A 25,129-nucleotide genomic window follows, 5' to 3' on the forward strand; every position below is an offset into this window, starting at 1 on the left:
TATGCCTCATTCCGGAAAGGCGATGGTCACGCGGCCTTCGGCCACCGCCCGGTCGATGGACGCCCGCAGCGCCGTGCAGTGCGGTACGCGGGCCGGATGCTCGCCGGCGGCGGCCCGCGGGGCGATCTCCCCGCAGGCGGCCGCGGCGTCGGTCGTCCACTGGACGCTGGTGTGCGGCGGGGTGATCTTCTCGACCAGCACCCGCGTGCCGCACGTCCGGCAATCGACGGGGTGCGCGCTCACGCGCGCCGCGACGCCGGGATCATCGAGTACGACACCCCGTTGGCGAGGTTCTCGGCGACCTCGGCCTGCCAGGACTCGACGGCACGGGCCGTGTCGATCTCGAACTCGAACCGGTTCGTCATCTCGGGGGTGACGTCCTCGACGTCCACGTAGAACTGCTCGTACCAGCGGCGGAGCTGGTAGACCGGGCCGTCCTGGTCGCAGAGCAGCGGGTTGTCGATCGGGGCCTTGTTCTTCCAGATCTCGACGTCCTGGAGGAAGCCGAGCCCGACGCCCTCGGCGACCTGCGCGGCCATCGCGTCGGCCTCCTCGCCGGACATGCCGGGGAACTTCTTGACGATGGCGCCCCACTGCAGCATGAAGCTGCTGGACGTGATCGGGTAGTGGCAGTTGATCAGGACCGTCTCGACGGTGACGCCCTCGGCCTCGTTCCACAGGTAGTCGATCATGTAGGACGGGCCGTAGTAGGCGGCCTCGGAGCGCTGGTCGATCTTCTGGTCGGCGGGGCCGGGGATCATCCCGAGGTGCGCGTCGTCGCGGGACGTCCCGTCGAAGTACTGGGTCGCGACGTGGCCCTCGAAGACGTTCTTGAAGTACGTCGGCAGGGCGTAGTGGACGTAGAAGAAGTGCGCCATGTCGACGACGTTGTCGACGATCTCGCGGCAGTGGGAGTTCTCGACGCGGAGCGTGTTCCACGTCCAGTTGCTCCACTCGTCGCTGAACGCGCCCTCGATGCGGGGGATCGTGACGTCCGGCGGCGGCGGGTTGCCCTGCGGGTCGTTCCAGACGAACAGCTGCCCGTTCTCTTCGAGCGTCGGCCACGAGGCGGTGCGGGCGACGCGGGGGACGCGCTTGGCGTACGGGATGCCGGCGCAGCGGCCGTCGCCGCCCCAGCGCCAGTCGTGGAAGGGGCACGCGATCGCGTCGCCCTTGACGGTGCCCTTCGTGAGGTTGCCGCCCATGTGGGGGCAATAGCCGTTGAGGACGTTCAGCCCTCCGCTCTCGCCCTGGAAGACGACGAGCGTGGTGCCGAACGCCTCGACGGCGTGCGGCTTCCCGTCCTTGAACGAGTCGGCCAGACCGAGGCAGTGCCAGCCCCGGGCGAACCGCTCGGGCGGCGGCGCGGCCTCGATGACGCGGTGGTTCACGGCTTTCCTCCCTGTGTGGCGGGGTCGTGTGCTGCGGTCATGTGGGTGGCGGCGACGTAGCCGAACGTCATGGCGGGCCCGATCGTCGCGCCGGGGCCCGGATAGGTCTCGCCGGTGACGGCGGCGGAGCAGTTCCCGGTGGCGTACAGGCCCGCGATCGGCGTGCCGTCCGCGCGCAGGACGCGCGCGTCGGCGTCGGTGACGAGCCCGCCCTTGGTGCCGATGTCGCCGGGGACGACCCGGACCGCGTGGAACGGGCCCTTCTCGAGCGGCGCCAGGTTGGGGTTCGGCAGTGTCGGGTCGCCGTAGTAGTTGTCGTAGGCGCTGTCGCCCCGCCGGAAGTCGGCGTCCTGCCCGGCGCGGGCGAACCCGTTGAACCGGTCGACGGTCGCCTCGAGCTTCCCGGCGGGGACGCCGATCGCGGCCGCCAGCTCCGCGATCGTCCGTCCGGTCCGGACGGCGCCGGTCTCGTGCCAGCGCTTCGGGAACTTCTGGCCCGGGAACAGCCCGACGACGATGTACCGCGACTTCGCCCGCGCGTCGACGATCATCCAGGAGTTCGTCGCGGGCTCGCCGTGCTCGTACATCCGGTCGACGAACTCGTGGTACGGCAGCGACTCGCGCGCGTACCGCTCCCCGTTCCCGTCCACGATCACCATCGCGGGGACGGCCCGGTCGGCGACAAGGAAGAACGGCGGCCCGTCGGGCGTCGGGACGGACGGCGCGCCCCACACCTTCTCCATCAGGTCGACGGCCGCGCCCGCGCGGATCCCGGCGAGCAGCGCGTCGCCCGTCTGCCCTTCGGACGCGTGCGTCCAGTCGGTCGTGGTGGGCGGCGGGAGGTACTTCTCGCGGAGGTCCTGGGCGTGCGAGAACCCGCCGGCCGCCAGCACGACGCCGTGCCGCGCCCGCACGGTCACCTCGCGCCCGCCGCGCTCCGCCCGGACGCCGGTGACGCGGCCGTCCTCGACCACCAGGTCGCGGAACGGGCTGCTCAGCCACAGCTCGCCGCCCGCCTCGGCCAGCGCCAGGCGGAGCCGCGCGATGAGCGCCTCGCCGAGCGACAGCAGCCTGCGGCGGGCCAGCAGCGCGCCGACCGCCCGCATCCCGACGCGGACGGCGGTGCGCTTGCCCTGCCACGTGCGGGTGACCATGTTGAGCTTGCCGAAGTCGGCGGACGTCATCGTCAGGCCGTAGGTGGGGAGCCCGGCGCGGCGCATCCGCGCGAACTCGGGGCCGAGCCTGCGGCCGTCCACGATGCGCGGCTCGACGGACCGTCCCTCCGGCTTCCCGCCCGGCCGCTCGGGGTAGTAGTCGCTGTAGCCGGGGGTGTAGACGAACCGCACCCAGCTCGTCCGGTCGTGCAGGTAGCGCAGCATCTCGGGGCCGCGCCCCAGGTAGGCGTCCTTGCGTTCGGCGGGCACCCGCTCCCCCACCGTCGCGTCCAGGTAGGCGCGGGCGTTCTCCGGGGTGTCGCGCTGCCCGGCCTCCTCCAGGTACAGGTTGTTCGGCACCCAGATGGCGCCGCCCGACAGCGCCGTGGAACCGCCGTACCGGTCGGTCTTCTCGATGACGACCGCGGACAGGCCGCGCAGCCGGGCGGTGAGGGCGGCGGTGAGCCCTCCCGCGCCGGAGCCGACCACCACGACGTCGTACTCGTGCTCGCTGTCCATGTGCCTCTCCGGCTAGACGTCGGCCGCGGCGTAGCGGCCGCGGTAGTAGAGCAGCGGGCCGCCGCCGTCGCGCGCGTCCAGTTCCCGGACGGAACCGACCACGATCAGATGGTCGCCCGCCTCGTGGACGTCGGCAACGGTGCAGTCGACGGTGGCGAGGGCCCCGTCGAGGTGGGCGGTGCCGTGCGGCGAGCGGGTCCAGGCGAGCCCCGCGAACTTGTCGCCGCCGCTCACGGCGAAGGCCCGGCAGACGTCCCGCTGGTCCGCGGCGAGGACGTTCACCGCGAACCGGCCGGTCGCGGCCAGCTTCGGCCAGCTCGTGGACGTCCGCGCGACGCAGAACAGGACGAGCGGCGGGTCCAGCGACAGCGACGCGAACGACTGGCACGCGAACCCGGCCGGGCGTCCCGCGTCGTCGACCGAGGTGATGACGGTGATCCCGGACGCGAACCGGCCCAGCGCGTCCCGGAAGGCGGTCTCGTCGGGGGTCACAGCATCACGTCCGTGACCTCGAGGCCGAGCGCGCCCTGCCCGTACAGCGACAGGGCCCGCTCCGGGTCGTTCACGGCGTGGACGCGGCCCGCGTGGGCGTCGCGCCAGGCCCGCCCGACGGCGTTGCCCTCGCCGAGCGCGCGCCCGCCGGCGTTCTCGAACAGCAGGTCGACGGCCTTGATCGCGCGCGCGGTGCCGAGCACCTGGTCGCGGCGGGTGCGCAGCCGCAGCTTGAGGCTCGACTCCCGCCCGGCCCCGGCGTCGGTCATCAGCTCGCGGACGTTGCGGTCCATCAGCGTCCACGCCGCGTCGATCTCGCCGGCGGCGGTCGCGATCCGGACGTGCGCGTGCGGGTCCTCGGCGACCTTCTGGCCGCCGTAGGAGACGCGGATGCGGTCCCGGGTCGCCTTGAGGTAGGCGTCCAGGGCGCCCTGCGCGATCCCGGCGATCGGCATGCTGATCGTGGTGCTGAACACCGCCGCGTACGGCAGCCGGTAGATCGGGCCGGTGTTGAGTTCCTGGCCGGGGCAGGCCAGGGCGGACGTGTCGGCGAAGCTCAGCGTGCGGTGCTCCGGGACGAACGCGTCCTCGACGACGATGTCGTTGCTGCCGGTGCCGCGCAGCCCGATCGTGTTCCAGACGTCCTCGATCCGGTAGTCGGCGCGGGGCAGCAGGAACGTGCGCATGTCGGGCGGGCCGCCGTTCTCGTCGTGGATCAGCCCGCCGAGGAACACCCAGCCGGCGTGGTCGCAGCCCGAGGAGAAGCTCCACCGGCCGTCCAGCCGGAACCCGCCGTCCACCCGCGTGACCCGCCCGGTCGGCGCGTAGGACGAGGAGATGCGCGCGTCCCGGTCGGCGCCCCACACGTCCTGCTGCGCCTGCACGGGGAACAGGCCGAGCTGCCACGCGTGGACGCCGACGACCGACGCGACCCAGCCGGTCGACCCGCAGGCCGCCGCGATCTCCCGGACGGCCTCGTAGAACGACGCCGGGTGGGCCTCGTGACCGCCGAACGCCTTCGGCTGCAGCAGCCGGAAGAACCCGGCGTCCGCCAGTTCCTTCACGGTCGCCTCGGGGATCCGCCGCGCCCGCTCGGCCTCCGCCGCCCGCTCGGCGATGCCGGGCACGAGGCCCCGGACGGCCTCGAGAACCTGTTCGCTCATGCTCGCTCCTCGCTCCCGCGCCGGGTGATGCGGATCACTCGGCGGCTTGCGAGCACGCTAGGCGAGGTGTTCCAATTAGAAATACGACCTTCCCGGTGACCGGGAAGGTCGCTCGGGGAGACTCGGGCAGAGAGGAGCCACCCCCATGCCTGCACCCTCGGCGGCGACGGCGCCACCCCTGGAGTCGTCGATGCTGGCCCGGGCGGCCCGCATCCTGTACGCGTTCACCACCGCCACGCCGGAGCTGTCGATGAGCGACGTCGTCCGGCGCACCGGGCTGCCCCGCTCCTCGGTGCACCGCATCATGGACCAGCTCGTCCAGCTGCGGGCCCTGGAACGCAGCGGCCCGCGCTACCGGCTGGGCCTCGGCCTGCTGGAGCTGGGCGCCCTCGCGGTGCACCAGAACCGGCTGCGCGAGACCGCGCTGCCGCACCTGCGGGCCCTGCACGAGGCCACGGGCGCGATGGTGCACCTGGCCGTGCTGGACGGCCACGAGATCGTCTACCTGGAGAAGATCGGCGGCCCGGCGGGCGGGCGCGCGCCGTCCCGGCTGGGCGGCCGCCAGCCCGCGTACTGCACCGGCGCGGGCAAGGCGATCCTGGCGTTCGCGGACGGCGACCGGCTCGCCGAGGTGCTCGCCGCCGGGCTGCCCGCCCGCACCCCCCGCACGATCACCGACGAGCGGGTGCTGCGGCGCGAGCTGGCGCGCATCCGCGAGCACGGCGTGGCGTTCGACCGGGAGGAGGGCTACCGGGGCGTCGCGTGCATCGCCGCGCCGCTGCGGGACGCCGGCGGCGCCCCCGTCGCGGCCATCTCGATCTGCGGCCCGCCGCCCAAGATGGACCCGCAGCGCCTCGTCCCGCCGCTGCTCACGACGTCACGGGCGGTGTGGCGGGCGCTGTTCGCCCCCGGGCGGCGCCGTCCGGGTCCCGCCGCGGCGGCCGGTTCCGGTTTCCCGGTCATCGGGAAGGACTGAGGCCGGGGACGTGTGACGCTCCTTACGTTGAGGCCGTTTTCCCCGGTCACGACATTCGGGAGCCCCCATGCGAAGAACCCCCGTCCTCGGCGCCCTCGCGCTCGCCGCCGCGCCGCTGCTGGCCGTCCCGAGCGCGCACGCGGCGCCGTCCGCCCCGCCCGCGATCGTCCAGCGGCACCACGACGCGTCCCGGCTCGTCGCCGTCGAGGGCACGGTCAACTTCCGCGACCTCGGCGGGTACGAGACGTACTTCCACGCGCGCGTCCGGCGCGGCGTGGTCTACCGGGCGGACGCGCTCGACCACGTCACCGACGCGGGCCTGCGGAAACTCGCGGACCTGCGCCTCGACGGCGTCGTCGACTTCCGCACCCCGCTGGAGGTCTCGACGGACGGCCCCGACCGGCTGCCGGCCGGGTCGCGCGTCACCGCCCGCCCGATCGACGACACCGGAATGTTCGCCACCGTCAACGCGGCGATCGGGTCCAAGGACCCCGCGCGGCAGGAGGCCGTACTCGGCGACGGCCGGGGCGCCGCGATCATGCGGACCCTGTACCGGAGCTTCGTCACCGACCCCGAGTCGGCCGCGGCGTTCGGCCGCACCCTGCGGGAGACGGCCGACCGCTCGCGCACGCCGATGGTGTTCCACTGCACCAGCGGCAAGGACCGGACCGGGTGGATGAGCTACCTGCTCCTGCGGGCCGTCGGCGTCCCGCACCGCACCGCGATGCACGACTACCTGCTGTCGAACGAGTACCGCGCGGAGACGGACGCGGCCGTGCGCGCGCGCCTGGAGTCCTCGGGCTACATGCAGGACGCCGAGCTGCTGAAGCCGATCCAGGACGTCCGTCCCGAGTACCTGGAGGCGGCACTGGACGAGGTCCGGCGCGAGTACGGGTCGGTCGAGCGCTACCTGCGCAAGGGCCTGGGCATCGATGGCCACACCCGCGCCCGACTCCGCCACCACCTGCTGACGCGACACTGAACACCCCACCCGCAAGGGCCGCCGGACTCCCACCCCGGCGGCCCTTGCGCCTGCACGACCGCACCCCGAGCCCGAACGGGCGGTGCGCGACCGGCCGCCGGGGTTCGGCGCGGCGGCCGGTCGTGTGGGCGGTGGTTCAGTTCGTGGTCAGGCCGCCGTCGACCGCCAGTTCGGTGCCGGTGATGTAGGACGCGGCGTCGGACGCCAGGAAGAGGACGAGGCCCGCGATGTCCTCGGGGACGCCGGAGCGGCCCAGCGGGACGCGCGGGGCCTTGCCCGGGCCGCGCTCGACGCCCGTCTCCGCGATCATCGGCGTGTCCACCATGCCGGGGTGGACGGAGTTGACGCGGATGCCGTCGGCGGCGAGGTCGAGCGCGGCGGAGCGGGTGAGGCCGCGCAGGCCGAACTTGGCCGAGCCGTAGGCCGCGTGGCCGCGGATGCCGCGCAGCCCCGCGGTGGACGAGACGTTCACGATCGACCCGCCGCCGGACGCGCGCATCGCGGGCGCGGCGGCCTGCACACCGAGGAACGGGCCGACGAGGTTGACCTGGAGCAGCAGCTCGAACCGCTCCCGCGTCTCCTGCTCGACGGGTGCCGTGCGCCAGAGGCCCGCGTTGTTGACCAGCACGTCCAGGCGCCCGAACCGGTCGAGGGCGGTCCGGACCGCGCGGGCCCAGCCGTCGGCCGAGGTCACGTCGTGCCGGACGAACGTCGCGGCGGCGCCGATGGACGCGGCGACGCCCGTCCCGTCGAGGACGTCGGTGAGGACGACGTCCGCCCCGGCCTCGGCGAACAGCCGGGCCTCGGCGGCGCCCTGCCCGCGCGCGGCGCCGGTGATGATCGCGACCTTGCCGTCCAGGGCGCCCGTCATCGCGTCCGGTTCCGGAAGTGCGGCAGGACGGTCTCGCCCCACTGGCGGATGGTCTCCATGGCCACGTCCTGGGTGACGGTGCCCATCTGGACGAGGCACATGATCTCGTCGACGCCGATCTCGGCGAGCCGCTCCACGTACTCGATGGCGTCCCCGGCCGTGCCGTAGGCGTGCTCGGCGTTGAACGCGCCGGTGTCCTGGGGACGGGCGGGGATGTTCGCCTCGTTGAGCTTGGCGACGAGCGCCTCCTTGTCGCGGGCGAGGGCGGCGATGTTGTCGTCGTCCTCGGTGTCCTCGGCGGGCGCGGGGCCGTGGCCGTACCAGTGCGCGATGGCCTCGGCGAAGAACCGCTGCCCGCGCGCGCCGATCCGCAGGGCGCGGTCCGGGTCGTCCAGGACGATCGTGGGGCACAGCGCGACGAACTTGTCGTTGGTGTCGGGGCTGACGAGCCGGTCGCCGCCCCGCGTGCGGATCGTCTCCCGGTGGAGGTCGTACATCTCCTTGACCTCTTCGGGCCCGGCGAAGCCCATGACGAGGGCCCCGACGCCCAGTTCGGCGGCGAGCCTGACGGTGTCGCGCTTGCTGCAGGCCATGTAGAGCGGCGGGTGCGGGGTCTGGACGGGGCGCGGCATGATCTTCGCCGGGCCGACGTCGAGCAGGTCGGTGTGCCAGTCGACCTCGTCCTTGCGCCAGGCGTTGGCGAGGAACCGCAGCGACTCCTCCATCTGCGGGTAGGTGTCGGACGGGTTCACGCCGTACATCCCCATCTCCATGCGGGTGGAGCCGCGACCGCCGCCGACGTCCAGGCGCCCGCCGGACAGCGCGTCGAGCATGCCGGCGCGCTCGGCGACCCGCACCGGGTGGTTGTACTGGAACGGCATGCAGACGACGCCGTGCCCGATGCGGATCCGGGACGTCTTCGCCGCCACCCAGGACAGGAAGATCTCGGACGCCGTCATGTGCGCGTACCGCTCGAGCCCGTGGTGCTCGACGGCCCAGACCCGGTCGAAGCCCATCTCCTCGCCGTACACGGCCTGCTCGACGCAGTCGAGGAGCACCTGGCGCTCGCGGTCGGGGGTGGGGTTGGCGAGCTGGGCCTCGAAGATCATCGAGAACTCCATCGGGACCTCCTATATTTCGATTAGGAATACTTCTAACAGATATATGGTGCGGCTGCTACATCACGGTCCGGCAGGCGGGAGCGCTACGCTGGCCGGGTGACCGAGAAGCCCGACCTCCCGAACCTGCCGCCGACGAGCTGGGCCGTCCTCGGGCTGCTCTCGTTCGGGGAGGAGCTGTCGGGCTACGACCTGAAGAAGTGGGCCGACTGGAGCCTGAAGTTCTTCTACTGGAGCCCCTCGTTCAGCCAGATCTACGGCGAGCTGAAGCGCCTGGAGAAGGTCGGCTACGCGACGTCCCGCGTCGAGCTGACCGAGAGCACCCGCGGCAAGCGCGTCTACGCCATCACCGAGGACGGGACGGCCGCGGTCACCCGCTGGGCGCGCGAGTCGCCCGTCGAACCGCCCGTCCTCAAGCACGGCGTGATGCTGCGCGCCTGGCTCGGGCACCTCATGACGCCCGAGCGGCTCCGCGAGGTGCTGGAGGAGCACGCCGGCTACGCCGCCAAGATGAGCCGGCGGGCCGAGGCGGACGCCGAGGGCGCGGCCGAGGTGGCCGAGTGGGCCTATCCCGAGCTGGTGCTGCGCTGGTCGGCGCGCTACTACGAGGCCGAGCGGGAGCTGACCCGGCAGATGCTCGCCGACCTCGACGAGCTGTCCGGCTGACCGTCAGGCCGCGAGGGCGCCGAACCGTCCCCGGAAGAACAGCAGCGGGCCGCCCGGACGGACGGGCGCGAGGTGCCGCACCCGCCCGATGACGATCGTGTGGTCGCCACCGGGCAGCTCGCGCTCGATGCCGGCCTCGATCCAGGCGAGAGCGCCGTCCAGCAGCGGCGAGCCGCCCGGTCCGGGCCGCCAGGAGACCCCGGCGAACTTGTCCCGGCCGGCCATCGCCCGGCAGACGTCGCCCTGGTCGGCGGCCAGCACGTTCACCGCGAACCGGCCGGCGGCGCGGATCCGCGGCCAGGTCGTCGAGGACTCCGCCGGGCAGAAGCACACGAGCGGCGGGTCCAGCGACAGCGACGCGAAGGACTGGCAGGCCATGCCGACCGGTTCGCCGCCGTCCAGCGCCGTGATCGCGACGACGCCGGTGCAGAACGTGCCGAGCACCCGCCGCATCCGCTCCCCGTCGATCTCCCCGGTGCTCTCCGCCACCGTCATGACGCCTCCAGATCTCGAATCGACATATTTCTATTAGGAACATTCCGATTAGAAGCATCGGTGTGGTTCCATGTCAAGGCGGCCGACCCGGCGACCCGGCCCGAAGGAGTGGACCCATGACCGCACAGACGATCCCCGCGCTGGTCGAGCAGGCCGCGCGCGTCCACGGCGAGCGCGAGGCCGTCGTGTCCGGCCCGGTCCGCTGGTCGTTCGCCCGGCTCCGGGACGAGGTGGAGGCGGCGGCGCGCGCGGCCGTCGGGACGGGCCTGCGGCCCGGCGACCGCGCCGGGATCTGGGCGCCGAACGGCGTCGAGTGGATCGTCGCGGCGCTCGGGCTGGTGAGCGCGGGGGCCGTCCTGGTGCCGCTGAACACCCGGTACCGGGGCGCCGAGGCCGCCGACGTCCTGCGCCGCAGCCGGGCCCGCGCGCTGTTCACCGTCCGCGGCTTCCTCGGCAACGACTACCCGGCGATGCTCGCCGGCGAGGACCTGCCCGACCTGCGCCGGACCGTCCTGCTGGAGGGAGACCCCGCCGGGACGGAACTCGGCTGGGACGGCTTCCTGCGCGAGGGCGCGAGGGTCGGCGCGGACGAGGCGCGGGAGCGGGCGGCGGGCGTCCGGCCCGACGACGTCGCCGACATCGTGTTCACCTCCGGCACCACCGGGCGGCCCAAGGGCGCGATGTCGACCCACGACGCGACGCTGTGGGCGTTCCGGGCGTGGAGCGAGGTCTCGACGCTCCGGGCGGGCGACCGGTACCTGCTGATCAACCCGTTCTTCCACACGTTCGGGTACAAGGCCGGGATCCTGGCGTGCCTGCTGAACGGCGCCACGATGCTGCCCGAGCCGGTGTTCGACCCGGCCGCCGCCGCCCGGACGCTCGCGCGGGAGCGGGTGACCGTGCTGATGGGCCCGCCGACGGTCTTCACCTCGCTGCTGGAACTGCCGGACCGTCCCGCGCACGGGGTGCGGCTGGCGGGCACCGGCGCCGCCGACGTCCCGGTCGACCTGATCCGCCGGATCCGCGGCGAGCTCGGCGTCCCGCACGTCTTCACCGCCTACGGGCTGAGCGAGGCCGCCGGGGTGGTGTCGGTGTGCCCGGTGGACGCCGACGCCGAGACGGTCGCGCGCACCAGCGGGCCCGCGCTGCCCGGCGCGGGGATCCGGATCGCCGGACCGGACGGCGAACCGCTGCCGGCCGGCGAGCAGGGCGAGATCCAGGTGCGCGGCCGGCACGTCATGCGCGGCTACCTGGACGACCCGGAGGCCACCGCGCGGACGCTCGGCGCGGACGGCTGGCTGCGCACCGGCGACCTCGGCCGGCTGGACGGGCGCGGCTACCTCACGGTCACCGGGCGGCTCAAGGACATGTTCGTCGTCGGCGGGTTCAACGCCTACCCGGCCGAGATCGAGAACGTGCTCGTGACGCACCCGGCGGTCGTCGAGGCCGCGGTGCTGGGCGTCCCGGACGCCCGGCTCGGCGAGGTCGGCGCGGCCTGGCTCGTCCTGCGCGCGGACGCCGGCCCGGACGAGCTGCGGGACTGGCTGCGGGAGCGGCTGGCGAACTTCAAGGTCCCCCGGCACTTCCACATCGTGGACGCGCTCCCGCGCAACGCCGGCGGCAAGGTCGTCAAGGACGCGCTGCGGCGGCTCGCGTGATCCCGGGCGCGCTCACCGGCGGGCGCTCACCCGGGCGGGCGGCGGGCGGCGAGCTCGTCGAGGTCGGCGAGCATCCGGTCGGCCAGGTCCCGTTCGGCCCGGTGGTAGCGGACCGCCCAGCGCGCCACGAGCTCGGCGTGCGCCCAGCCCGTCCCGGCCACGGCGTCCCGGCGGGAGCGCTCCGCCTCCTCGGCGAGCCGCTCCGCCCGCTCGCGCTGCTCGGTCACGACCCGCCGCAGCGTCTCCGGCCCGGCGAGGTGGCCGAGCCACACCCGCAGGGCGGGGCCGTGCTTGAGGACGGGCGGGCCGACGGGCGCGCCGGACGCCCACGCGGCGAGCGCCTCCCGCCCCTCCGAGGTGATCGCGTAGACGCGGCGGGGCCGGCCGTCGGCGGCGACGTCCGGGCGGGACGTCGCGTAGCCGGCCTTCTCCAGCCGCTTGAGCTCGGCGTAGATCTGGCTCATCGCGGGAGACCAGTAGAAGAACCGCAGGATGTGCTCGGACCATTTGCGGATCTCGTACCCGGTCGGCTCCACCTCGAAGGACAGCATGCCGAGCACGGCCCACGCGGTGGCGGGCAGCGTCGCGGGCTCGGCCCGCGACCGGGACGGGGGGCTCACCATGCGCACCAGCGTAGCCCCAAGGCAACATGATCAAGGAGATGGCGATGTCGGAAGAGCTGCAGGACAGGGTGGTCATCGTGACGGGCGGCGCCCGCGGGCTGGGCGCGGCGGCGGCGCGGCGGATGGCCCGGGGCGGGGCGCGCATCGTCGTCACGGACGTGCTCGAGGAGACCGGCGCGGAGACGGCCGCCGAGGTCGGCGGCGTGTTCGTCCGGCACGACGTGACCGACCGGGACGGCTGGGCGGCCGTCACCGCGGCGGCGCTGGAGGAGTACGGGCGGATCGACGGGCTCGTCAACAACGCGGGCGTCTCGTCCAACGCGCTGCTGGAGCACGAGACGCTCGAGCACTTCGAGCGGGTCGTCAAGATCAACCTGACCGGGGTGTTCCTCGGGCTGAAGGCCGTGATCGAGCCGATGAAGGCCGCGGGCGGCGGGTCGATCGTGAACATCTCGTCCGCCGCCGGGCTGACCGCCCTGCCGCTGACCAGCGCGTACGGGGCGTCCAAGTGGGGCGTGCGCGGGCTCACCAAGATCGCGGCGACGGAGCTGGGCGGGCACCGGATCCGGGTGAACTCGGTGCATCCCGGCATGACGTACACGCCGATGACCGCCGAGCACGCGACGGAGGGCGAGGGCGGCTTCCCGCTCGCCGCGCTCGGCCGCGTGGGCCTGCCGGAGGAGATCGGCGAGGCGGTGTCGTTCCTGATCTCCGACGCGGCCCGCTACGTGACCGGCGCCGAGCTGGCCGTGGACGGCGGCTGGACCGCGGGGGAGGTCGTCATGATGGCGCAGGCGGCGGCCGGCTGACGGCCCGCCGGATCGACGGCGTGTTCCACGGGTTCTACGGGCTCGACCACGTCCTGCCGGGCGCCCGCGAGGCCCGGGAACTGTCGGCCGGAGCGCTTCGCGACGCCCTCGCCTGACGGGCGTCCGGCGGCGGGTTTGGACGCGGGCTCGCCGGGGATCCGGGAGGTGGAAGACGGGGGGGTGGCGCCATGCGGGTCGCCGCGGTACGGACCGTGCTGCCGGAGCATCGCTACGAGCAGCGCGAGATCACCGCGGCCGTGGCCGCCCGCACGGACGCCGACCCGCGGCTCCTCGCGCGGTTCCACACGAACACGCAGGTGAGCGGGCGGAATCTGGCGCTGCCGATCGAGGAGTACGACCGGATCGCCGACTTCACGGCCGCCAACGACGCCTACATCGACCGGGCGCTCGACCTGGCCGAGCGGGCGGCGCGCGCCGCGCTCGACGCGGCCCGGCTCGACCCGTCCGACATCGACCACCTGCTGTTCTGCTCGTCGACCGGGCTGGCGACCCCGTCGCTGGACGCGTCCCTCGCGCAGCGGACCGGGCTGCGCGAGGACGTCGTCCGGGTGCCGGTGTTCGGGCTCGGCTGCGCCGCCGGGGCGTCCGGCCTGGCCCGGGTGAACGACCATCTGCGCGGCCGTCCGGAGGGCGCGGCCCTGCTGGTGTGCGTGGAGCTGTGCTCGCTGACCGTCCAGCGCAGCGACGTCACGGCCCCGAATCTCGTGGGCAGCGGGCTGTTCGGGGACGGCGCCGCGGCGGCCGTCGCGCTCGGCGACGACCGGGCGGGCGGGCGGCCCGCCGACGGCGCCGCGGGCCCGTGGGTCGTGGCGTCCCGCAGCCGCTTGTACCCGGACACGGGACGGCTGATGGGCTGGGAGGTCGGCGCGCACGGCTTCCGGATCGTGCTGGCCGCCGACCTCGTCGACCTCGTGGAGAAGGAGCTCGCCGGGGACGTGGACGCGTTCCTGCGCGACCACGGCCTGTCCCGCGCGGCGGTGCCGTCGTGGGTGTGCCATCCGGGCGGCCCGAAGGTGATCGAGAAGATCGGCGAGGTCCTCGGGCTGGACGACGGGGAGCTGGACCTGACGTGGGCGTCGCTGCGGCACGCGGGGAACCTGTCGTCGGTGTCGGTCCTGAACGTGCTCGAGCGGACGATCGCCGAGCGCCGGCCCGCCGCCGGCGTCCCGGGCGTCCTGATGGCGCTCGGGCCCGGCTTCTCCGCCGAGCTCGTCCTGCTGCGCTGGTGACGCCCGTGGCCCCCGCGACCGCCTCCGCCGCCTGGTTCACGCTGCTCGTCGGCCTCGTCGCCGTGGAACGGGCGGCCGAGCTGGCCGTCGCGCGGCGGAACCTGGCGTGGGCGCGCGGCCTCGGCGCCGTCGAGCACGGACGGGGGCACTACCCCGCGATCGTGGCGGTGCAGACCGCCCTGCTGGGCGGGGCGCTGCTCGAGGTGTGGCTGCTCGGCCGCCCGTTCGTCCCGGCGCTGGGCTGGCCGATGCTGGCGGTCGCCGCCCTCGCCCAGGGGCTGCGCTGGTGGTGCATCGGCACGCTGGGCCGCCGGTGGAACACCCGGGTGGTGATCGTGCCGGGGCTGCCGCTGGTCGCCCGCGGCCCGTACCGGGTGATGCCGCACCCCAACTACGCGGCGGTGGTCGCCGAGGGGATCGCGCTGCCGCTCGTCCACACCGCATGGCTGACGGCGACGCTGTTCACCGTCGTGAACCTGGGGGTGCTGCGCACCAGGATCCGGGTGGAGAACGCCGCCCTCGGCATTGCCGATTAATGTGCAAATTTCCGCGAAAACCCCGTGGTTGAATAAGTCGCCGCAACGTGCCCCATTCCGCGGGGAGCGCGCGGAAACGGGGCCGCGAGGGGAGCGAGCGGAGCGACACGCGAGCGCGACGGAGGTGCGGCCGTCACTTCCCGGGCATTTATGCTTGACCGTCGATCGAGCGAGGCGTAATGAGCCGTAGTCCAGCAGGTGAACAGCGGGTGGCCGCTGGGATAACGCGTGGCCGATATGCGGGTTTCGCCCGTCGGGCGGCGATAGGCTCACCGCGCGTAACCGGGCATGAGAGGGATAGACGAGTCACGTGAGCGCGATCAGCGTAGGCCAGGCCATCGTCCTCGGCATCGTGGAGGGCCTGACCGAATTCCTGCCGGTGTCCTCCACCGGCCACCTCAAGATCACCGAGGGGCTGATGGGCATCCCGGTGGACGACCCGTCCGTCGTGGGTTTCACCGCGGTGATCCAGGTCGGGGCGATCGCCGCCGTCCTGGTCTACTTCTTCAAGGACATCCTCCGCATCGTGAAGGCCTGGGGAACGGGCATCGTCAAACCGTCCGAGCGGTACCACCACGACTACAAGTTCGGGTGGTGGATCATCTTCGCGACCGTCCCGGTCGTGGCCGTCGGGCTGGGCGCCGAGTCGCTGATCGAGGGACCGCTCGCCTCGCTGTGGGTGGTCGCCGGCTCGCTGATCGGCGGCAGCGTCGTGATGTGGCTCGCCGACCGCTACGGCCGGCAGAAGCGCGGCGAGGACGACACCGACTTCAAGGACGCGATGCTGATCGGCTCGTCGCAGATCCTCGCCATGCTGTTCGCCGGGTTCTCCCGGTCCGGCGCGTCGATCTCCACCGGGCTGCTGCTCGGCCTCGACCGGGTCGCCGCGACCCGGCTGTCGTTCTTCATGGGAATCCCCGCGCTCACCGGCGCGGGCCTCTACCAGCTCCCGGGCGCGCTCGGCACCGGCACCAGCGCGATGCCGCTGCTGGCCGGGACGGTCGTGTCGTTCATCGTCGCGTACGCCTCGATCGCCTGGCTGCTCAAGTTCGTGGCCAGCCACTCGTTCACGTCGTTCGTGGTCTACCGGGTGCTGATCGGCCTGCTGCTGTTCGGCCTGCTGAGCGCCGGGGTCTTCGACTAGGAACGCCGGGACGCCGGCCGGAGGGGCCGGCGTCCCGGCGGGGGCATGCGGACGGCCCCGGTCCCCACGAGATCCGGGGCCGTCCGTCCGGACGGCCGGGGCCGCGCCCGTCGCCCGACGGTCACCCGGCGGCGCGCCGGTCACGCGCCCTCGAAGGCCCTCCGCAGCGCGGCCAGGTCCAGCTTCCGCATCGGCATCATCGCCGCGTTCACGCGGGCGGTCTTCGCGGTGTCCGGGTCGAGGAACATGTCGATCAGCTCCTGCGGGACGACCTGCCAGGACACCCCGAACCGGTCCTTGAGCCAGCCGCACTGGCTCTCCTCGCCGCCGCCCTCGAGCAGCCGGTTCCAGTAGTGGTCGACCTCCTCCTGGTCCGCGCAGCGGATCTCGAAGGAGACGGACTCGTTGAACGTGAACAGCGGACCGCCGTTCAGCGCGACGAACTTCTGCCCGTTGGCCTCGAACTCGACCGTCAGCACCTGGCCCGGCGTCGCGTCCGGGGTGCCCTCCGGGGCGTACATGATCTGCCCGATCCGGGAATCCTTGAAGATCGAAACGTAGTGGTTCGCGGCTTCCTCGGCCTGCCCGTCGAACCACAGGCACGTGGTGAATCCCTTGGCGACCATCGCTACCTCCTCGTTGCGGCGTCTTCCCCATGGGGACCTGCCCCGCAACGGGAATTCATCGCGTCCGCCGCGCGGAATTCCGAGGAGCCCGCAGGGCTCCTCGGCGCGTGCCCGAGGAACGCTTCAGCCGGTGGTGACGCCGTCCCGACGGACGATCTCCGCGAGCCGTTCCACCGCCGGACGGGACCGCAGGTGCAGGTTCGCGACGTCCAGTCCCTCGTCGCCGAGAACGACCAGGAGCGCCCTCTCGCCGATCGCGTAGACGACGATGTGTCCGTCCCGGCAGCGGGTCACCACCTCGCGCAGCGCCCCCAGCCCCACCTCCTCGCTCGTGCTGCGGCCGAGGCCGAGCGCGGCGGCGGCCATCGCCGCCAGCACCTCCGGCCGGACCTCGCCGGTGTCGGCGGCGATGAGCATCCCGTCCGACGACGCGACCGCCGCGTCGGTCGCCCCCGCCACCTCGTCGCGCAGCCCCCGCAACTCGGCGAGCACCGTTTCCCGCATGACCGTCCCCCTCTCGTTCCCCGGCGGCCGCGTTCCCGGCGGCCGCGTCCGGCACCGGCCGCCGCGCCCGCGCCGGTCCCCGTTCCGTCCGGCTCAGATGCCGAGCTCGCCCTCGATGCGCCGCAGGTGGTGCCGCGCGAGTGCCAGGTTGGCCCGCTCGCGGTCCAGCGCCAGGTAGAGGAACAGGCGGGCGGGGCCGCCGCGCTCCAGCAGCCGGATCAGGTGGTACTGCCGGTGCAGGGTGATGAGCACGTCCTCGACCGTGTCGTGGATGCCGAGGGACTCCAGGGTGCGCACCTTGGCGCGGACGACCTCGGTGTTGCCCGCCGCGGCGATCTCCAGGTCCAGGCCGTCGCCCCCGCCGGACGAGCCGAGCGTCATCCCGCTGTCGTAGTCGACGAGCGCGGCGCCGACGGCGCCGTCGATCGCCATGGCCTCCTTCAGCGCGGTCTCGATGTCCATGAGGCCCTTCCGTCGTCCCGGGGCACGGCGCGCGCGAGCGGACGACACGAACGTCCCCCGCTTGCGGCATATCGCCTATTTCGGTCAGCAATCTATCTTGGAGATCATCCGGGAGACCGGATTGTCCGCACACTCGGGCGCGGGTTGTTTCCGACATCGGCGACCCGCCGCCGTAGGTAATCTTCGCCCGCGCGCGGGCTTCCGGAGTTGAGGGACGATGACCAGAGGCGCAGGGATCCTGCCTTCCGCGCTGGAGCGGCGCGGACGGCGGGAGTTCACCGGGACGCTGCGCGTGGAGGGTTCGCCCGGCGGTGCGGTCGCGCTGCGCGGCGGGCTCGTCGTGGCGGCCTCCACCCCGGCGGCGCCCGGCCCGGAACCGCTGCTGCTGCGCTCCGGCCGCATCTCCGAGGCCGACTGGACCGCCGCGTACGCGGCGGGCGCGCCGGGCGGGCGCCTCGCGGACGAGCTCGTCCGGCGCGGCCTTCTCGGCGCCGCGGGCCTGCAGGTCGTCACCCGGACCGCGATCGTGGACGCGGTGTTCGCGATGGCGCTCGGCGGCGTCCGCACCTGCACGGCCGTCCCGGCCGGGAGCGGCGCGGACGAGCCGCCGGTGCCGCTGCCCGCCGATCCCGGCCTGCCCGCCGACCGGGTGGCGCGGGAGGTGGAGCGGCGGATGGCCGCGCTGGACGCCTGGAGCCCGCTGCCGCTCACCGCGCCGCTGTCGCCGCGCAGCCGCCCGCGCGCCACGCCGGCCGCGCGGGACGCCTCCGTCGGCCCGGACCGCCGGGCCGTCCTCGACCGCGCGAACGGGCGCCGCACCCCGCGCGACATCGCGTTCGTGCTGGGACGCGGGCTGTTCTCCGTCCTCACCGACCTGGCGACGCTGTACGAGGACGGGCTCGTCGAGGAGGGCCAGGCGGACGGGCCCGCTCCCCCGCCGCCCGCTCCCCGCCGCCCGCGCCGCGTCCCGCCCCGCCCGACGTGCCCGCCGGGCCGCACGGCTCGTTCGGCGCGCCCGGGGAGCTGCCGCGGCGGCGGCGCCGCTCCCCGGAGCGCTAGCGTCGCGCGACCGTACGAGGCGGCACGGGGCCGCCCCGGCCTGCCCGCCGCGCACCTGCCGGCCGACTGGCCCGCCCCACTTTCGACCGCTCTGTACCGGGAACGCTACGACGTGCTCGAGCCGGCGGCGTCCGCGCAGCTCGGCGATCTCCTCCGGGAGGACGCCGGGCGCCGGTGACCGCCCGCCGGATGCGATGATGACCGTCGCAGTCTCCACGAGGGAGCCCCTCCTTGGCGTCCAAACTGATCCTGCACATCGGCCTGCAGAAGTCGGGCACGACCTTCCTGCAGCACATGCTCCAGCACAACGCCGAGGCGCTCGCGGACGCGGGCGTCCGGTACCCCGTCCCCGCGGACTGGGACCGCGGGCGCCGGACCGTCGCCAACCACGAGTGGTCGAGCTACGGGCTCCTGGGCACCGAGTACCCGTGGGTGTCGGAGCGCCGCGCGGCCGAGGAGGCCCCCGCGTGGGAATCCGTCCGGGAGCAGGTGCGGGAGTCGCCCGGGACGGTGCTGCTGTCGGCCGAGGCCATGTCGGTCGTCCGCGGCCCGGCCGCCCGGCGCCTGCTGGAGTCGCTCGGCGTGGCCGACACCGAGATCGTCGTCACGGCCCGCAGCCTGGGCCGCGCCCTCCCCTCGCTGTGGCAGCAGCACATCCGCAACGGCCGCAGCACCACCTTCGGCGGCTACCTCACCGGCCTCGCCGCGCACCGCGACAAGGGCCCGGACCACGTCGAGAACGAGCTCGACGCGCACATCTGGCGGGCGTTCACGCTGAGCGGCCTCGCCCGGCGCTGGACGGACGCCGGGGCGTCCCGGGTCACGGTGGTCACCTCGCCCGGCCGTCCGCCGGAGCTGCTCTGGCGGCGGTTCGCCGAGGCCGCCGGCGTCCCCGGTCTCGCGGAGATCCCGACCGTCCAGAGCGAGGGGGCCCGGGCGCACGGCGGCCTGACCGCGCCCGAGACCCTGGTCATCGCGGGCCTGAACGACGCCATGCGGGAAGGATCGTGGTCCCGCCGCAGCGCGGACCGGGTCCGGCAGCTGGCCACCGAGCGGTTCCAGACCCGCGAACGGCGCGGCGCCAAGGTCGTCGTCCCGCCCGAGTGGCGCGAGCGGGTCGCCGGGTGGAGCCGCGAGGACGTCGCCGCGCTGCCCGGTACGGGCGCCGCCGTCATCGGCGACCTCGGCGACCTCGCCTACGACCCCGGCCGCGACGGCGCGTCCGCGCCGACGCCCGAGGAGGCCGCCGCCGCGGGCGCCGAGGCCGCCCTCGCGTTCGCCGAACTGCACCTGCGAGGGGGGTCCTCGCTCCGCCGCGGCGCCCGCAAGATCCGCCGCCGGCTGCCCTGACGTCCCGTCCGGGCGTCAATCGCCCCCGGCGCGGCGGGCGCGGGCGCGGCGCTTGCCCTCATGCATCGCCTGGACACGGGCGACGGGGATCGTGTGCCCCTCCTCGACCAGGTCGGCGGGCAGTGGCAGCGGGGCGGGCAGCGACGCGGCCCACGGGTCGCCGGCGCCCAGCAGCCCGGGCGCCGTCCGGACGGTGAACCGCGACGGGTCGACGTCCTCCAGGCCGTCCCAGGGGACGGGGAACGAGACCGGCGTGCCGGGCCTGATGCGGGGGCTGTAGGCGGCGGCGACCGTGGCCGTCCCGGCGCGGGTCGAGTCGAGGAACACGCGTCCGCCGCGGTCCTCGCGGATGAACGCGGTCGTGGCCAGTGCGGGGTCGAGGCGCTCGGCGCGCGCGGCGAGCGCCCGCGTCGCGGCGGCCACGTCCTCGACCCGCGCGCTCCCGTCGAGCGGCGCGAACACGTGGACGCCCTTGGCGCCGCTGGTCTTGACCGCGCCCCGCAGACCCGAGTCGGCCATCGCCCGGCGCACGAGGTGCGCGGCCCGCGCGGCGGCGGCGAACCCGCCGCCCTCCGGCGGGTCGATGTCGAGCACCAGGTGCGTGGGCCGATCGGGCGCGTCCACCCGCATCAGCGGCGGGTGGTACTCCACCGCGCGCTGGTTGGCGAACCACAGCAGCGTCCGCCGGTCGTCGCACACCGCGTACGAGACCTCGCGCCGGGACGACTCCGCCCACAGCTTCACGCGCGGTACCCAGTCGGGGGTGTACTTCGGCAGGTTCTTCTGCATGAACGGCTTCTGGCCGCGCAGCACGCGGATCACCGAGAGGGGACGGCCCGCGAACTGCGGGACGAGCCGGTCGGCGACCGCGTCGAGGTAGTCGACCAGGTCGCGCTTGGTCGCCTCGGCGCCCGGGAACAGCGGCTGGTCGAGGTTCGTCAGCCGAACCCCGTCGCGTTCTTCCTCCGCGCTCACCCGTCCAGCTTCGCACGCCGCCGCGCCGCCCGCACGGCCGAGGCCGCGGGCTCCCGCCCGTGCGGGATGATGCACGCATGTCGAGCGAGCGAAAGCCCGGCCGCCCGGCGCCGTGGCCCGCCGGGGCGCTTCCCGTGGGACGCAGGGTGCGGGTCGTCCGGGACCCTGGATGGGACGGGCCGTGGCGGTGCGAGTTCTCGGGGACGATCGACTCCCTGGCGCCGCCCGAGGCCGTCCGGCATCCGGGGGCGCGGCCCGGAGAGCGGGCGTACTGGGTCGTGTTCGACGAGCCCCAGTACGACGCGGAGGGCGACGGGCCGTACCGCAAGGCCCAGATCTGGGACCGGTACCTGGTCCCGGAGGACCGCTGCGCGGCGGGCGGCCCGCCGGCCTGACGGGGACGCGGCGGTCGCGCGCGGCGCCCGCCGGAGGGTCGCTACCCGGCCCGCCAGGGGGACTCGGGGGCGGTGGGGCGGGCGTCTTCGGCGACGCGGAGGGCGTAGGTGGGGGCGGGGGCGTCGAGCGGCCCCAGGTAGGCGTGACCGGTCAGGTGGCACCAGGCGGGGATGTCGATGGGGGCGGCCGGGTCGGTGGCGATCAGGTGGACGATCGTGCCGGCCGGCAGGTCCGCGAGGCGGCCGCGCAGCTCGAGGAGCAGGCGCACGCAGGCGCGGTCGCCGCCGTCGATGACCACCGGTTCGCTCATGTCCCTCCCGTCTCGGTCCGCGCGAGGCTAGCAGGACGCCATGAACGCGATCACACCGGGCGAGACCGGTGATCCACGCTTCCGGTCCGATTCTCACATAGCGCAACAAGCTTCTTCTTAACGGGATCCTCGTGATCATGGTGCATCGCCGACGCAGACTTGACCTCCTCTTTCAGGTTTCGTCCAGTTACGCGGCTTACAGTCGCAGGTGACGCACCCCCGCTGTCATTCGGTCGAGGTCACGGACGTTGGGGCGAGGCATGGAACCTGGAGTTGCGCGCGTGGAGAGCACCGAGGACTGCGGGACGCTGACGTTCCCGGCGGAGGTGGACCTCGGCAACGGCGAGGCGATCTACGAACAGGCCGTCGCGCTGCTCGACTCCGGTGTCCCGGCGCTCATCGTCGACCTGAGCCACTGCGCGTTCTGCGACTCGAGCGGGCTGAACGTGATCACCCGCTCCCAGATGCGGGCCACCGAGCGCGGCGTGCCGATGTGGGTCGTGCTGCCCGCGCGGGGGATCGTCCGGCGGATCAGCGAGGTCGCGGGGCTGCAGCGCCGCGTCGCGATCGCCCCGGACGTCGCGACGGCGCGGGAGGCGCTCGTCCCGTACCGCTAGCGTTCGAGGGCGCGGTCGATCCAGTCGCCGGACGCGTCGAGGAGCAGGTGCCCGGCGCCGAGGATGCTCGCGTCGCGGCCCGCGGCGGAGGTGTCGATCTCCAGGTTGCGGGTGGCGAGCGGCAGGCAGCGCTCGTAGATGACGCCGCGGATCGTCGCGACGAGGGGTTCGGCGTTGGACAGGCCTCCGCCGATGATCAGTGCGTCCGGGTTGAAGAAGTTCACCAGCGCGGTGAGGACGTCGCCGATGAGGCGGCCCGCGGTGCGGACGGCGCTCGTCGCCTGCGGCACGCCGTCGGCGACGAGGTCGACGATCCGGGCGGGGTGGTCGACTTCGATGCCCTGTGCGGCAAGCGCGGCGGCGAGGGCGGCGCCGCTGGCGTGCGCCTCCAGGCAGTCGGGGTGACCGCAGGAGCAGTCGACGGTGGCCTCGGACAGGATCCGCACGTGGCTGATGTCGCCGGCCGCGCCGCGCCCCCGGTGCAGCCGCCCGTCGACGATGACGCCGCAGCCGATGCCGCTGCCCAGCTTGATCACCATGAGGTTGTCGCAGGCGGGCCGGGAGTGGCGGTGCTCCCCCACGGCCATGAGGTTGGCGTCGTTCTCGACCAGGGCGGGGACGCCCGCGCGGGCGGACGCGAACTCGCGGACCGGGAAGTCGTTCCAGCCGGGCATCCGCGACGGTGAGACGACCTGGCCGGTGGCGGGGTCGACGGGGCCGGGCAGCCCGATGCCGACGCCGCGGACGGGCACGTCGCCGAGATCGTGCGCGCGGGCGAGGGCGCGCAGCGCGTCGATGACCTCGGTCAGCGTCCGCTCGGGACCGACCGCGATGTCGCAGGACAGGTCGCCGAGGGCGAGCGGGGTGCCGGCCAGGTCGGCGACGGCCAGGCGGGCGTGGTGCGCGCCGAGGTCGGCGATCAGGAACACTCCCGCGCCGCGGGCGAGCCGGAGGCGCCGGGGCCGCCGGCCCCCGCGCGAGGCTCCGGCGCCCTCCTCGGTGAACAGACCGGCGTCGAGGAGTTGCTCGACCCGCAGCGAGACGCTGGAGGCGGCGAGGCCGGAGAGCCGGGCGAGCTCGGCCCGCGACTCCGCCTGACCGGTGGCCACCAGCCGCAGGAGGGCCGCCGGTCCGTCGTCTCTGCTGTTGCGCACCCCAGATAGATAGCATGCGCGAACTTGGTACGGCAATGCGTTGACTTACGTCGATTTGACGTTCTATCTTCCTGTTTGGCTTCGATATCGAAGGAAGTTGGATCGTAGGTGACCGAATGATCGAGGTTCGCGGCCTGCACAAGCGCTTCGGCGACCACACCGCGCTGCGGGATGTTGACCTGGACGTGGCCGAGGGCGAGGTGGTCGTGGTGATCGGGCCGTCCGGGTCCGGCAAGTCGACGCTCTGCCGCTGCCTGAACCGGCTGGAGACCCCGGACGGCGGCAGCGTGCGGATCGACGGCCGCGAGCTGCCCGCCGAGGGACGCGCGCTGGCCCGGCTGCGCGCGGACGTCGGCATGGTGTTCCAGTCGTTCAACCTGTTCCAGCACAAGACCGTCCTGCAGAACCTGACGCTCGGGCCGACCAAGGTCCGCGGCGCCTCCCGCGAGGAGGCCGAGCGGACCGCGCGCGAACTGCTCGACCGGGTCGGGATCGGCGACCAGGCCGGCAAGCTCCCCGCGCAGCTGTCCGGCGGGCAGCAGCAGCGCGCCGCGATCGCCCGCGCGCTCGCGATGCGGCCGAAGGCGATGCTGTTCGACGAGCCGACCTCCGCGCTGGACCCCGAGATGGTCGGCGAGGTCCTGGACGTCATGACCGGCCTCGCCCGCGACGGCATGACCATGGTGGTCGTCACCCACGAGATGGGGTTCGCCCGCAAGGTCGCCGACCGCGTCGTGTTCATGGCGGACGGCGAGATCGTCGAGTCCGGCGAGCCGGCCGCGTTCTTCGACTCCCCCGCCAGCGACCGGGCCCGGGACTTCCTGGCCAAGGTCCTCAGCCACTAGCGACACCATTCCGGCGCTCCGCGCCACCCGAGAAAGGTTTCAGATCATGGTGCGTTTCCCTGCGGGGATGCGGCGGGCGGCGGTGGCCGCGGTCGCCGCGCTGACGCTGACGAGCCTCGCGGCCTGCGGCGACTCCTCCGACCCGGCCGTCCCCGGCTCCGGCGGCGGCAAGGCCGACGACCTGCTGTCCGCGGCGCCCGTCGCCGCGAACATCCCGGCCGGCTCCACGATGGCGAAGATCAAGGAGCGCGGTGAGCTGCTGGTCGGCGGCTCGCTCGACGCGCCGCTGCTGTCCCAGCAGAACCCGGTCAGCGGCGAGCTGGAGGGCCTGGACGCCGACTTCGGCCGGCTGCTCGCGAAGTACATCATCGGCGAGCCGAAGGTGAAGATCGTCAACGCGGCCTCCGAGACCCGCGAGGCGCTGATCTCCAACGGCACCGCGGACGTCGTGCTGCAGACCTACAGCATCACGCCCGAGCGGGCGGAGAAGGTCGCGTTCGCGGGCCCGTACTACAGCTCCGGCCTCGTCGTCGCCACCAAGGCGGACGAGACGGGCATCAAGACCCCGGCCGACCTGAACGGCAAGACGGTCATCGCGGGCGCCAACACCCCCGCGATCCCGGCGATCGAGAAGGCCGCCCCGGACGCGAAGATCGTCACGTTCGGCAGCGACCCCGAGTGCGTGCAGGCGCTCAAGCAGGGGCGCGGCGTCGCCTACGTCCAGGACCAGGCCGTCCTGCTGGCCACCGCGAAGCAGGACACCTCGATCAAGATCCAGGGCGAGCCGTTCACCACCGACCCGTACGGGATCGGCCTCAAGCACGGCGACGAGCAGTTCAAGCAGTTCGTCAACGACTGGCTCCGCCAGATCCAGGAGTCGGGACTGTGGGCGAAGGTCTGGAAGAACTCGATCGGGACGGTCGTCGAGGGCGAGGCGCCCGAGCCGCCCGCGATCGGCTCCGCGCCCGGCTCCTGACCCCCGCC

Annotated in this window: 29 protein-coding genes; 14 read left to right on the plus strand and 15 right to left on the minus strand. The window is 73.8% G+C overall.

Translation table 11 applies throughout. The features are described from left to right. Window positions 1-6 precede the first annotated feature (6 nt). From F7P10_RS03560 to hsaA, 5 genes are read right to left on the minus strand one after another with little or no spacing between them, the layout of a single operon-like run. Window positions 7-243: a hypothetical protein gene (locus F7P10_RS03560; RefSeq protein WP_151008056.1), complete on the minus strand. Its 237-nt coding sequence runs from the start codon at window positions 241-243 to the stop codon at window positions 7-9. After that, window positions 240-1,391 carry a Rieske 2Fe-2S domain-containing protein gene (locus F7P10_RS03565; protein WP_151008057.1) on the minus strand — a complete coding sequence of 384 codons (1,152 nt, stop codon included), beginning with the start codon at window positions 1,389-1,391 and terminating at the stop codon, window positions 240-242. The genes F7P10_RS03560 and F7P10_RS03565 overlap by 4 nt, the downstream gene beginning before the upstream one ends. Further along, window positions 1,388-3,064, minus strand: coding sequence for an FAD-dependent oxidoreductase (locus F7P10_RS03570; RefSeq protein WP_151008058.1), 1,677 nt, complete (start codon window positions 3,062-3,064; stop codon window positions 1,388-1,390). Before F7P10_RS03570 ends, F7P10_RS03565 begins: the two co-directional genes overlap by 4 nt. Before the next feature lie 12 nt (window positions 3,065-3,076). Beyond that, a complete protein-coding gene (locus F7P10_RS03575) occupies window positions 3,077-3,556 on the minus strand; it encodes a flavin reductase family protein (RefSeq protein ID WP_218040364.1) in 480 nt (159 codons plus the stop codon). Continuing rightward, the gene (gene hsaA, locus F7P10_RS03580; protein ID WP_151008059.1) at window positions 3,553-4,719 is read right to left on the minus strand and encodes a 3-hydroxy-9,10-secoandrosta-1,3,5(10)-triene-9,17-dione monooxygenase oxygenase subunit; all 1,167 of its coding nucleotides are present in this window, start codon (window positions 4,717-4,719) and stop codon (window positions 3,553-3,555) included. Before hsaA ends, F7P10_RS03575 begins: the two co-directional genes overlap by 4 nt. 145 nt (window positions 4,720-4,864) lie before the next feature. On the opposite strand from hsaA, the gene F7P10_RS03585 reads away from it, so the two are divergent. Further along, a complete protein-coding gene (locus F7P10_RS03585) occupies window positions 4,865-5,695 on the plus strand; it encodes an IclR family transcriptional regulator (protein WP_151008060.1) in 831 nt (276 codons plus the stop codon). A gap of 67 nt (window positions 5,696-5,762) precedes the next feature. Next, window positions 5,763-6,677: a tyrosine-protein phosphatase gene (locus F7P10_RS03590; protein WP_151008061.1), complete on the plus strand. Its 915-nt coding sequence runs from the start codon at window positions 5,763-5,765 to the stop codon at window positions 6,675-6,677. 136 nt (window positions 6,678-6,813) lie between these two features. Here F7P10_RS03590 and F7P10_RS03595 read toward each other — a convergent pair whose 3' ends face one another. Further along, a complete protein-coding gene (locus tag F7P10_RS03595) occupies window positions 6,814-7,548 on the minus strand; it encodes a glucose 1-dehydrogenase (RefSeq protein ID WP_151008062.1) in 735 nt (244 codons plus the stop codon). Further along, window positions 7,545-8,669, minus strand: coding sequence for an LLM class flavin-dependent oxidoreductase (locus F7P10_RS03600; RefSeq protein WP_151008063.1), 1,125 nt, complete (start codon window positions 8,667-8,669; stop codon window positions 7,545-7,547). Before F7P10_RS03600 ends, F7P10_RS03595 begins: the two co-directional genes overlap by 4 nt. A gap of 96 nt (window positions 8,670-8,765) precedes the next feature. Here F7P10_RS03600 and F7P10_RS03605 point away from each other — a divergent pair, with 96 nt between their 5' ends. Continuing rightward, the gene (locus F7P10_RS03605) at window positions 8,766-9,332 is read left to right on the plus strand and encodes a PadR family transcriptional regulator (RefSeq protein ID WP_151008064.1); all 567 of its coding nucleotides are present in this window, start codon (window positions 8,766-8,768) and stop codon (window positions 9,330-9,332) included. Between the two features lie 3 nt (window positions 9,333-9,335). On the opposite strand, the gene F7P10_RS03610 is transcribed toward F7P10_RS03605, so the two are convergent. After that, the gene (locus F7P10_RS03610; protein WP_151008065.1) at window positions 9,336-9,827 is read right to left on the minus strand and encodes a flavin reductase family protein; all 492 of its coding nucleotides are present in this window, start codon (window positions 9,825-9,827) and stop codon (window positions 9,336-9,338) included. A gap of 116 nt (window positions 9,828-9,943) precedes the next feature. On the opposite strand from F7P10_RS03610, the gene F7P10_RS03615 reads away from it, so the two are divergent. After that, entirely contained in the window at window positions 9,944-11,485 is a 1,542-nt protein-coding gene (locus F7P10_RS03615) for a FadD3 family acyl-CoA ligase (protein WP_151008066.1), read from the plus strand. A gap of 26 nt (window positions 11,486-11,511) precedes the next feature. Here F7P10_RS03615 and F7P10_RS03620 read toward each other — a convergent pair whose 3' ends face one another. Then, the gene (locus F7P10_RS03620; protein WP_151008067.1) at window positions 11,512-12,108 is read right to left on the minus strand and encodes a PadR family transcriptional regulator; all 597 of its coding nucleotides are present in this window, start codon (window positions 12,106-12,108) and stop codon (window positions 11,512-11,514) included. 44 nt (window positions 12,109-12,152) lie between these two features. Between F7P10_RS03620 and F7P10_RS03625 the strand changes: the two genes are divergently transcribed. The 4 genes from F7P10_RS03625 to F7P10_RS03640 all read left to right on the plus strand — a co-directional run bounded on the left by F7P10_RS03625 (window position 12,153) and on the right by F7P10_RS03640 (window position 15,847). After that, the gene (locus tag F7P10_RS03625; RefSeq protein ID WP_218040365.1) at window positions 12,153-12,917 is read left to right on the plus strand and encodes a glucose 1-dehydrogenase; all 765 of its coding nucleotides are present in this window, start codon (window positions 12,153-12,155) and stop codon (window positions 12,915-12,917) included. Window positions 12,918-13,105: 188 nt separating this feature from the next. After that, window positions 13,106-14,167: a type III polyketide synthase gene (locus F7P10_RS03630; RefSeq protein WP_151008069.1), complete on the plus strand. Its 1,062-nt coding sequence runs from the start codon at window positions 13,106-13,108 to the stop codon at window positions 14,165-14,167. 5 nt (window positions 14,168-14,172) lie between these two features. Then, a complete protein-coding gene (locus tag F7P10_RS03635) occupies window positions 14,173-14,703 on the plus strand; it encodes an isoprenylcysteine carboxyl methyltransferase family protein (protein ID WP_151008070.1) in 531 nt (176 codons plus the stop codon). Between the two features lie 310 nt (window positions 14,704-15,013). After that, window positions 15,014-15,847, plus strand: coding sequence for an undecaprenyl-diphosphate phosphatase (locus tag F7P10_RS03640; RefSeq protein ID WP_151008071.1), 834 nt, complete (start codon window positions 15,014-15,016; stop codon window positions 15,845-15,847). Between the two features lie 140 nt (window positions 15,848-15,987). Here the strand turns inward: F7P10_RS03640 and F7P10_RS03645 are convergent, their stop codons facing one another. The 3 genes from F7P10_RS03645 to F7P10_RS03655 all read right to left on the minus strand — a co-directional run bounded on the left by F7P10_RS03645 (window position 15,988) and on the right by F7P10_RS03655 (window position 17,439). Continuing rightward, window positions 15,988-16,473 carry a VOC family protein gene (locus tag F7P10_RS03645; RefSeq protein ID WP_151008072.1) on the minus strand — a complete coding sequence of 162 codons (486 nt, stop codon included), beginning with the start codon at window positions 16,471-16,473 and terminating at the stop codon, window positions 15,988-15,990. A 123-nt stretch (window positions 16,474-16,596) separates the two neighbouring features. Then, the gene (locus tag F7P10_RS03650; protein ID WP_151008073.1) at window positions 16,597-16,977 is read right to left on the minus strand and encodes a roadblock/LC7 domain-containing protein; all 381 of its coding nucleotides are present in this window, start codon (window positions 16,975-16,977) and stop codon (window positions 16,597-16,599) included. Window positions 16,978-17,070: 93 nt separating this feature from the next. Next, the gene (locus tag F7P10_RS03655; RefSeq protein WP_151008074.1) at window positions 17,071-17,439 is read right to left on the minus strand and encodes a hypothetical protein; all 369 of its coding nucleotides are present in this window, start codon (window positions 17,437-17,439) and stop codon (window positions 17,071-17,073) included. Between the two features lie 217 nt (window positions 17,440-17,656). Here F7P10_RS03655 and F7P10_RS41980 point away from each other — a divergent pair, with 217 nt between their 5' ends. Together F7P10_RS41980 and F7P10_RS03665 are read left to right on the plus strand one after the other, a co-directional pair. Continuing rightward, window positions 17,657-18,676, plus strand: coding sequence for a hypothetical protein (locus F7P10_RS41980; protein ID WP_176611284.1), 1,020 nt, complete (start codon window positions 17,657-17,659; stop codon window positions 18,674-18,676). Between the two features lie 53 nt (window positions 18,677-18,729). Then, complete coding sequence (locus F7P10_RS03665; protein ID WP_151008075.1) at window positions 18,730-19,848, plus strand: hypothetical protein; 1,119 nt, start codon at window positions 18,730-18,732, stop codon at window positions 19,846-19,848. A 15-nt stretch (window positions 19,849-19,863) separates the two neighbouring features. On the opposite strand, the gene F7P10_RS03670 is transcribed toward F7P10_RS03665, so the two are convergent. Further along, window positions 19,864-20,823: a DNA polymerase domain-containing protein gene (locus F7P10_RS03670; RefSeq protein ID WP_151008076.1), complete on the minus strand. Its 960-nt coding sequence runs from the start codon at window positions 20,821-20,823 to the stop codon at window positions 19,864-19,866. Window positions 20,824-20,900: 77 nt separating this feature from the next. Here F7P10_RS03670 and F7P10_RS03675 point away from each other — a divergent pair, with 77 nt between their 5' ends. Then, a complete protein-coding gene (locus F7P10_RS03675; protein WP_151008077.1) occupies window positions 20,901-21,218 on the plus strand; it encodes a ferrous iron transport protein A in 318 nt (105 codons plus the stop codon). A 41-nt stretch (window positions 21,219-21,259) separates the two neighbouring features. Here F7P10_RS03675 and F7P10_RS03680 read toward each other — a convergent pair whose 3' ends face one another. Next, complete coding sequence (locus F7P10_RS03680; RefSeq protein WP_151008078.1) at window positions 21,260-21,529, minus strand: sulfurtransferase TusA family protein; 270 nt, start codon at window positions 21,527-21,529, stop codon at window positions 21,260-21,262. Between the two features lie 281 nt (window positions 21,530-21,810). On the opposite strand from F7P10_RS03680, the gene F7P10_RS03685 reads away from it, so the two are divergent. After that, on the plus strand, window positions 21,811-22,146 hold the full coding sequence (locus tag F7P10_RS03685; RefSeq protein ID WP_176611285.1) for an STAS domain-containing protein: 336 nt from the start codon (window positions 21,811-21,813) through the stop codon (window positions 22,144-22,146). Here F7P10_RS03685 and F7P10_RS03690 read toward each other — a convergent pair. Beyond that, window positions 22,143-23,300: an ROK family transcriptional regulator gene (locus tag F7P10_RS03690; protein WP_218040366.1), complete on the minus strand. Its 1,158-nt coding sequence runs from the start codon at window positions 23,298-23,300 to the stop codon at window positions 22,143-22,145. The two genes, F7P10_RS03685 and F7P10_RS03690, sit on opposite strands and share 4 nt — an antisense overlap. A 116-nt stretch (window positions 23,301-23,416) precedes the next feature. Here F7P10_RS03690 and F7P10_RS03695 point away from each other — a divergent pair, with 116 nt between their 5' ends. Beyond that, window positions 23,417-24,145 carry an amino acid ABC transporter ATP-binding protein gene (locus tag F7P10_RS03695; RefSeq protein ID WP_151008080.1) on the plus strand — a complete coding sequence of 243 codons (729 nt, stop codon included), beginning with the start codon at window positions 23,417-23,419 and terminating at the stop codon, window positions 24,143-24,145. 46 nt (window positions 24,146-24,191) lie between these two features. After that, window positions 24,192-25,121, plus strand: a complete 930-nt coding sequence (locus F7P10_RS03700; RefSeq protein WP_151008081.1) for a glutamate ABC transporter substrate-binding protein — start codon at window positions 24,192-24,194, stop codon at window positions 25,119-25,121. Window positions 25,122-25,129: the final 8 nt, after the last annotated feature.

The organism is Actinomadura sp. WMMB 499 (assembly GCF_008824145.1).
Classification (GTDB): Bacteria; Actinomycetota; Actinomycetes; order Streptosporangiales; family Streptosporangiaceae; genus Spirillospora.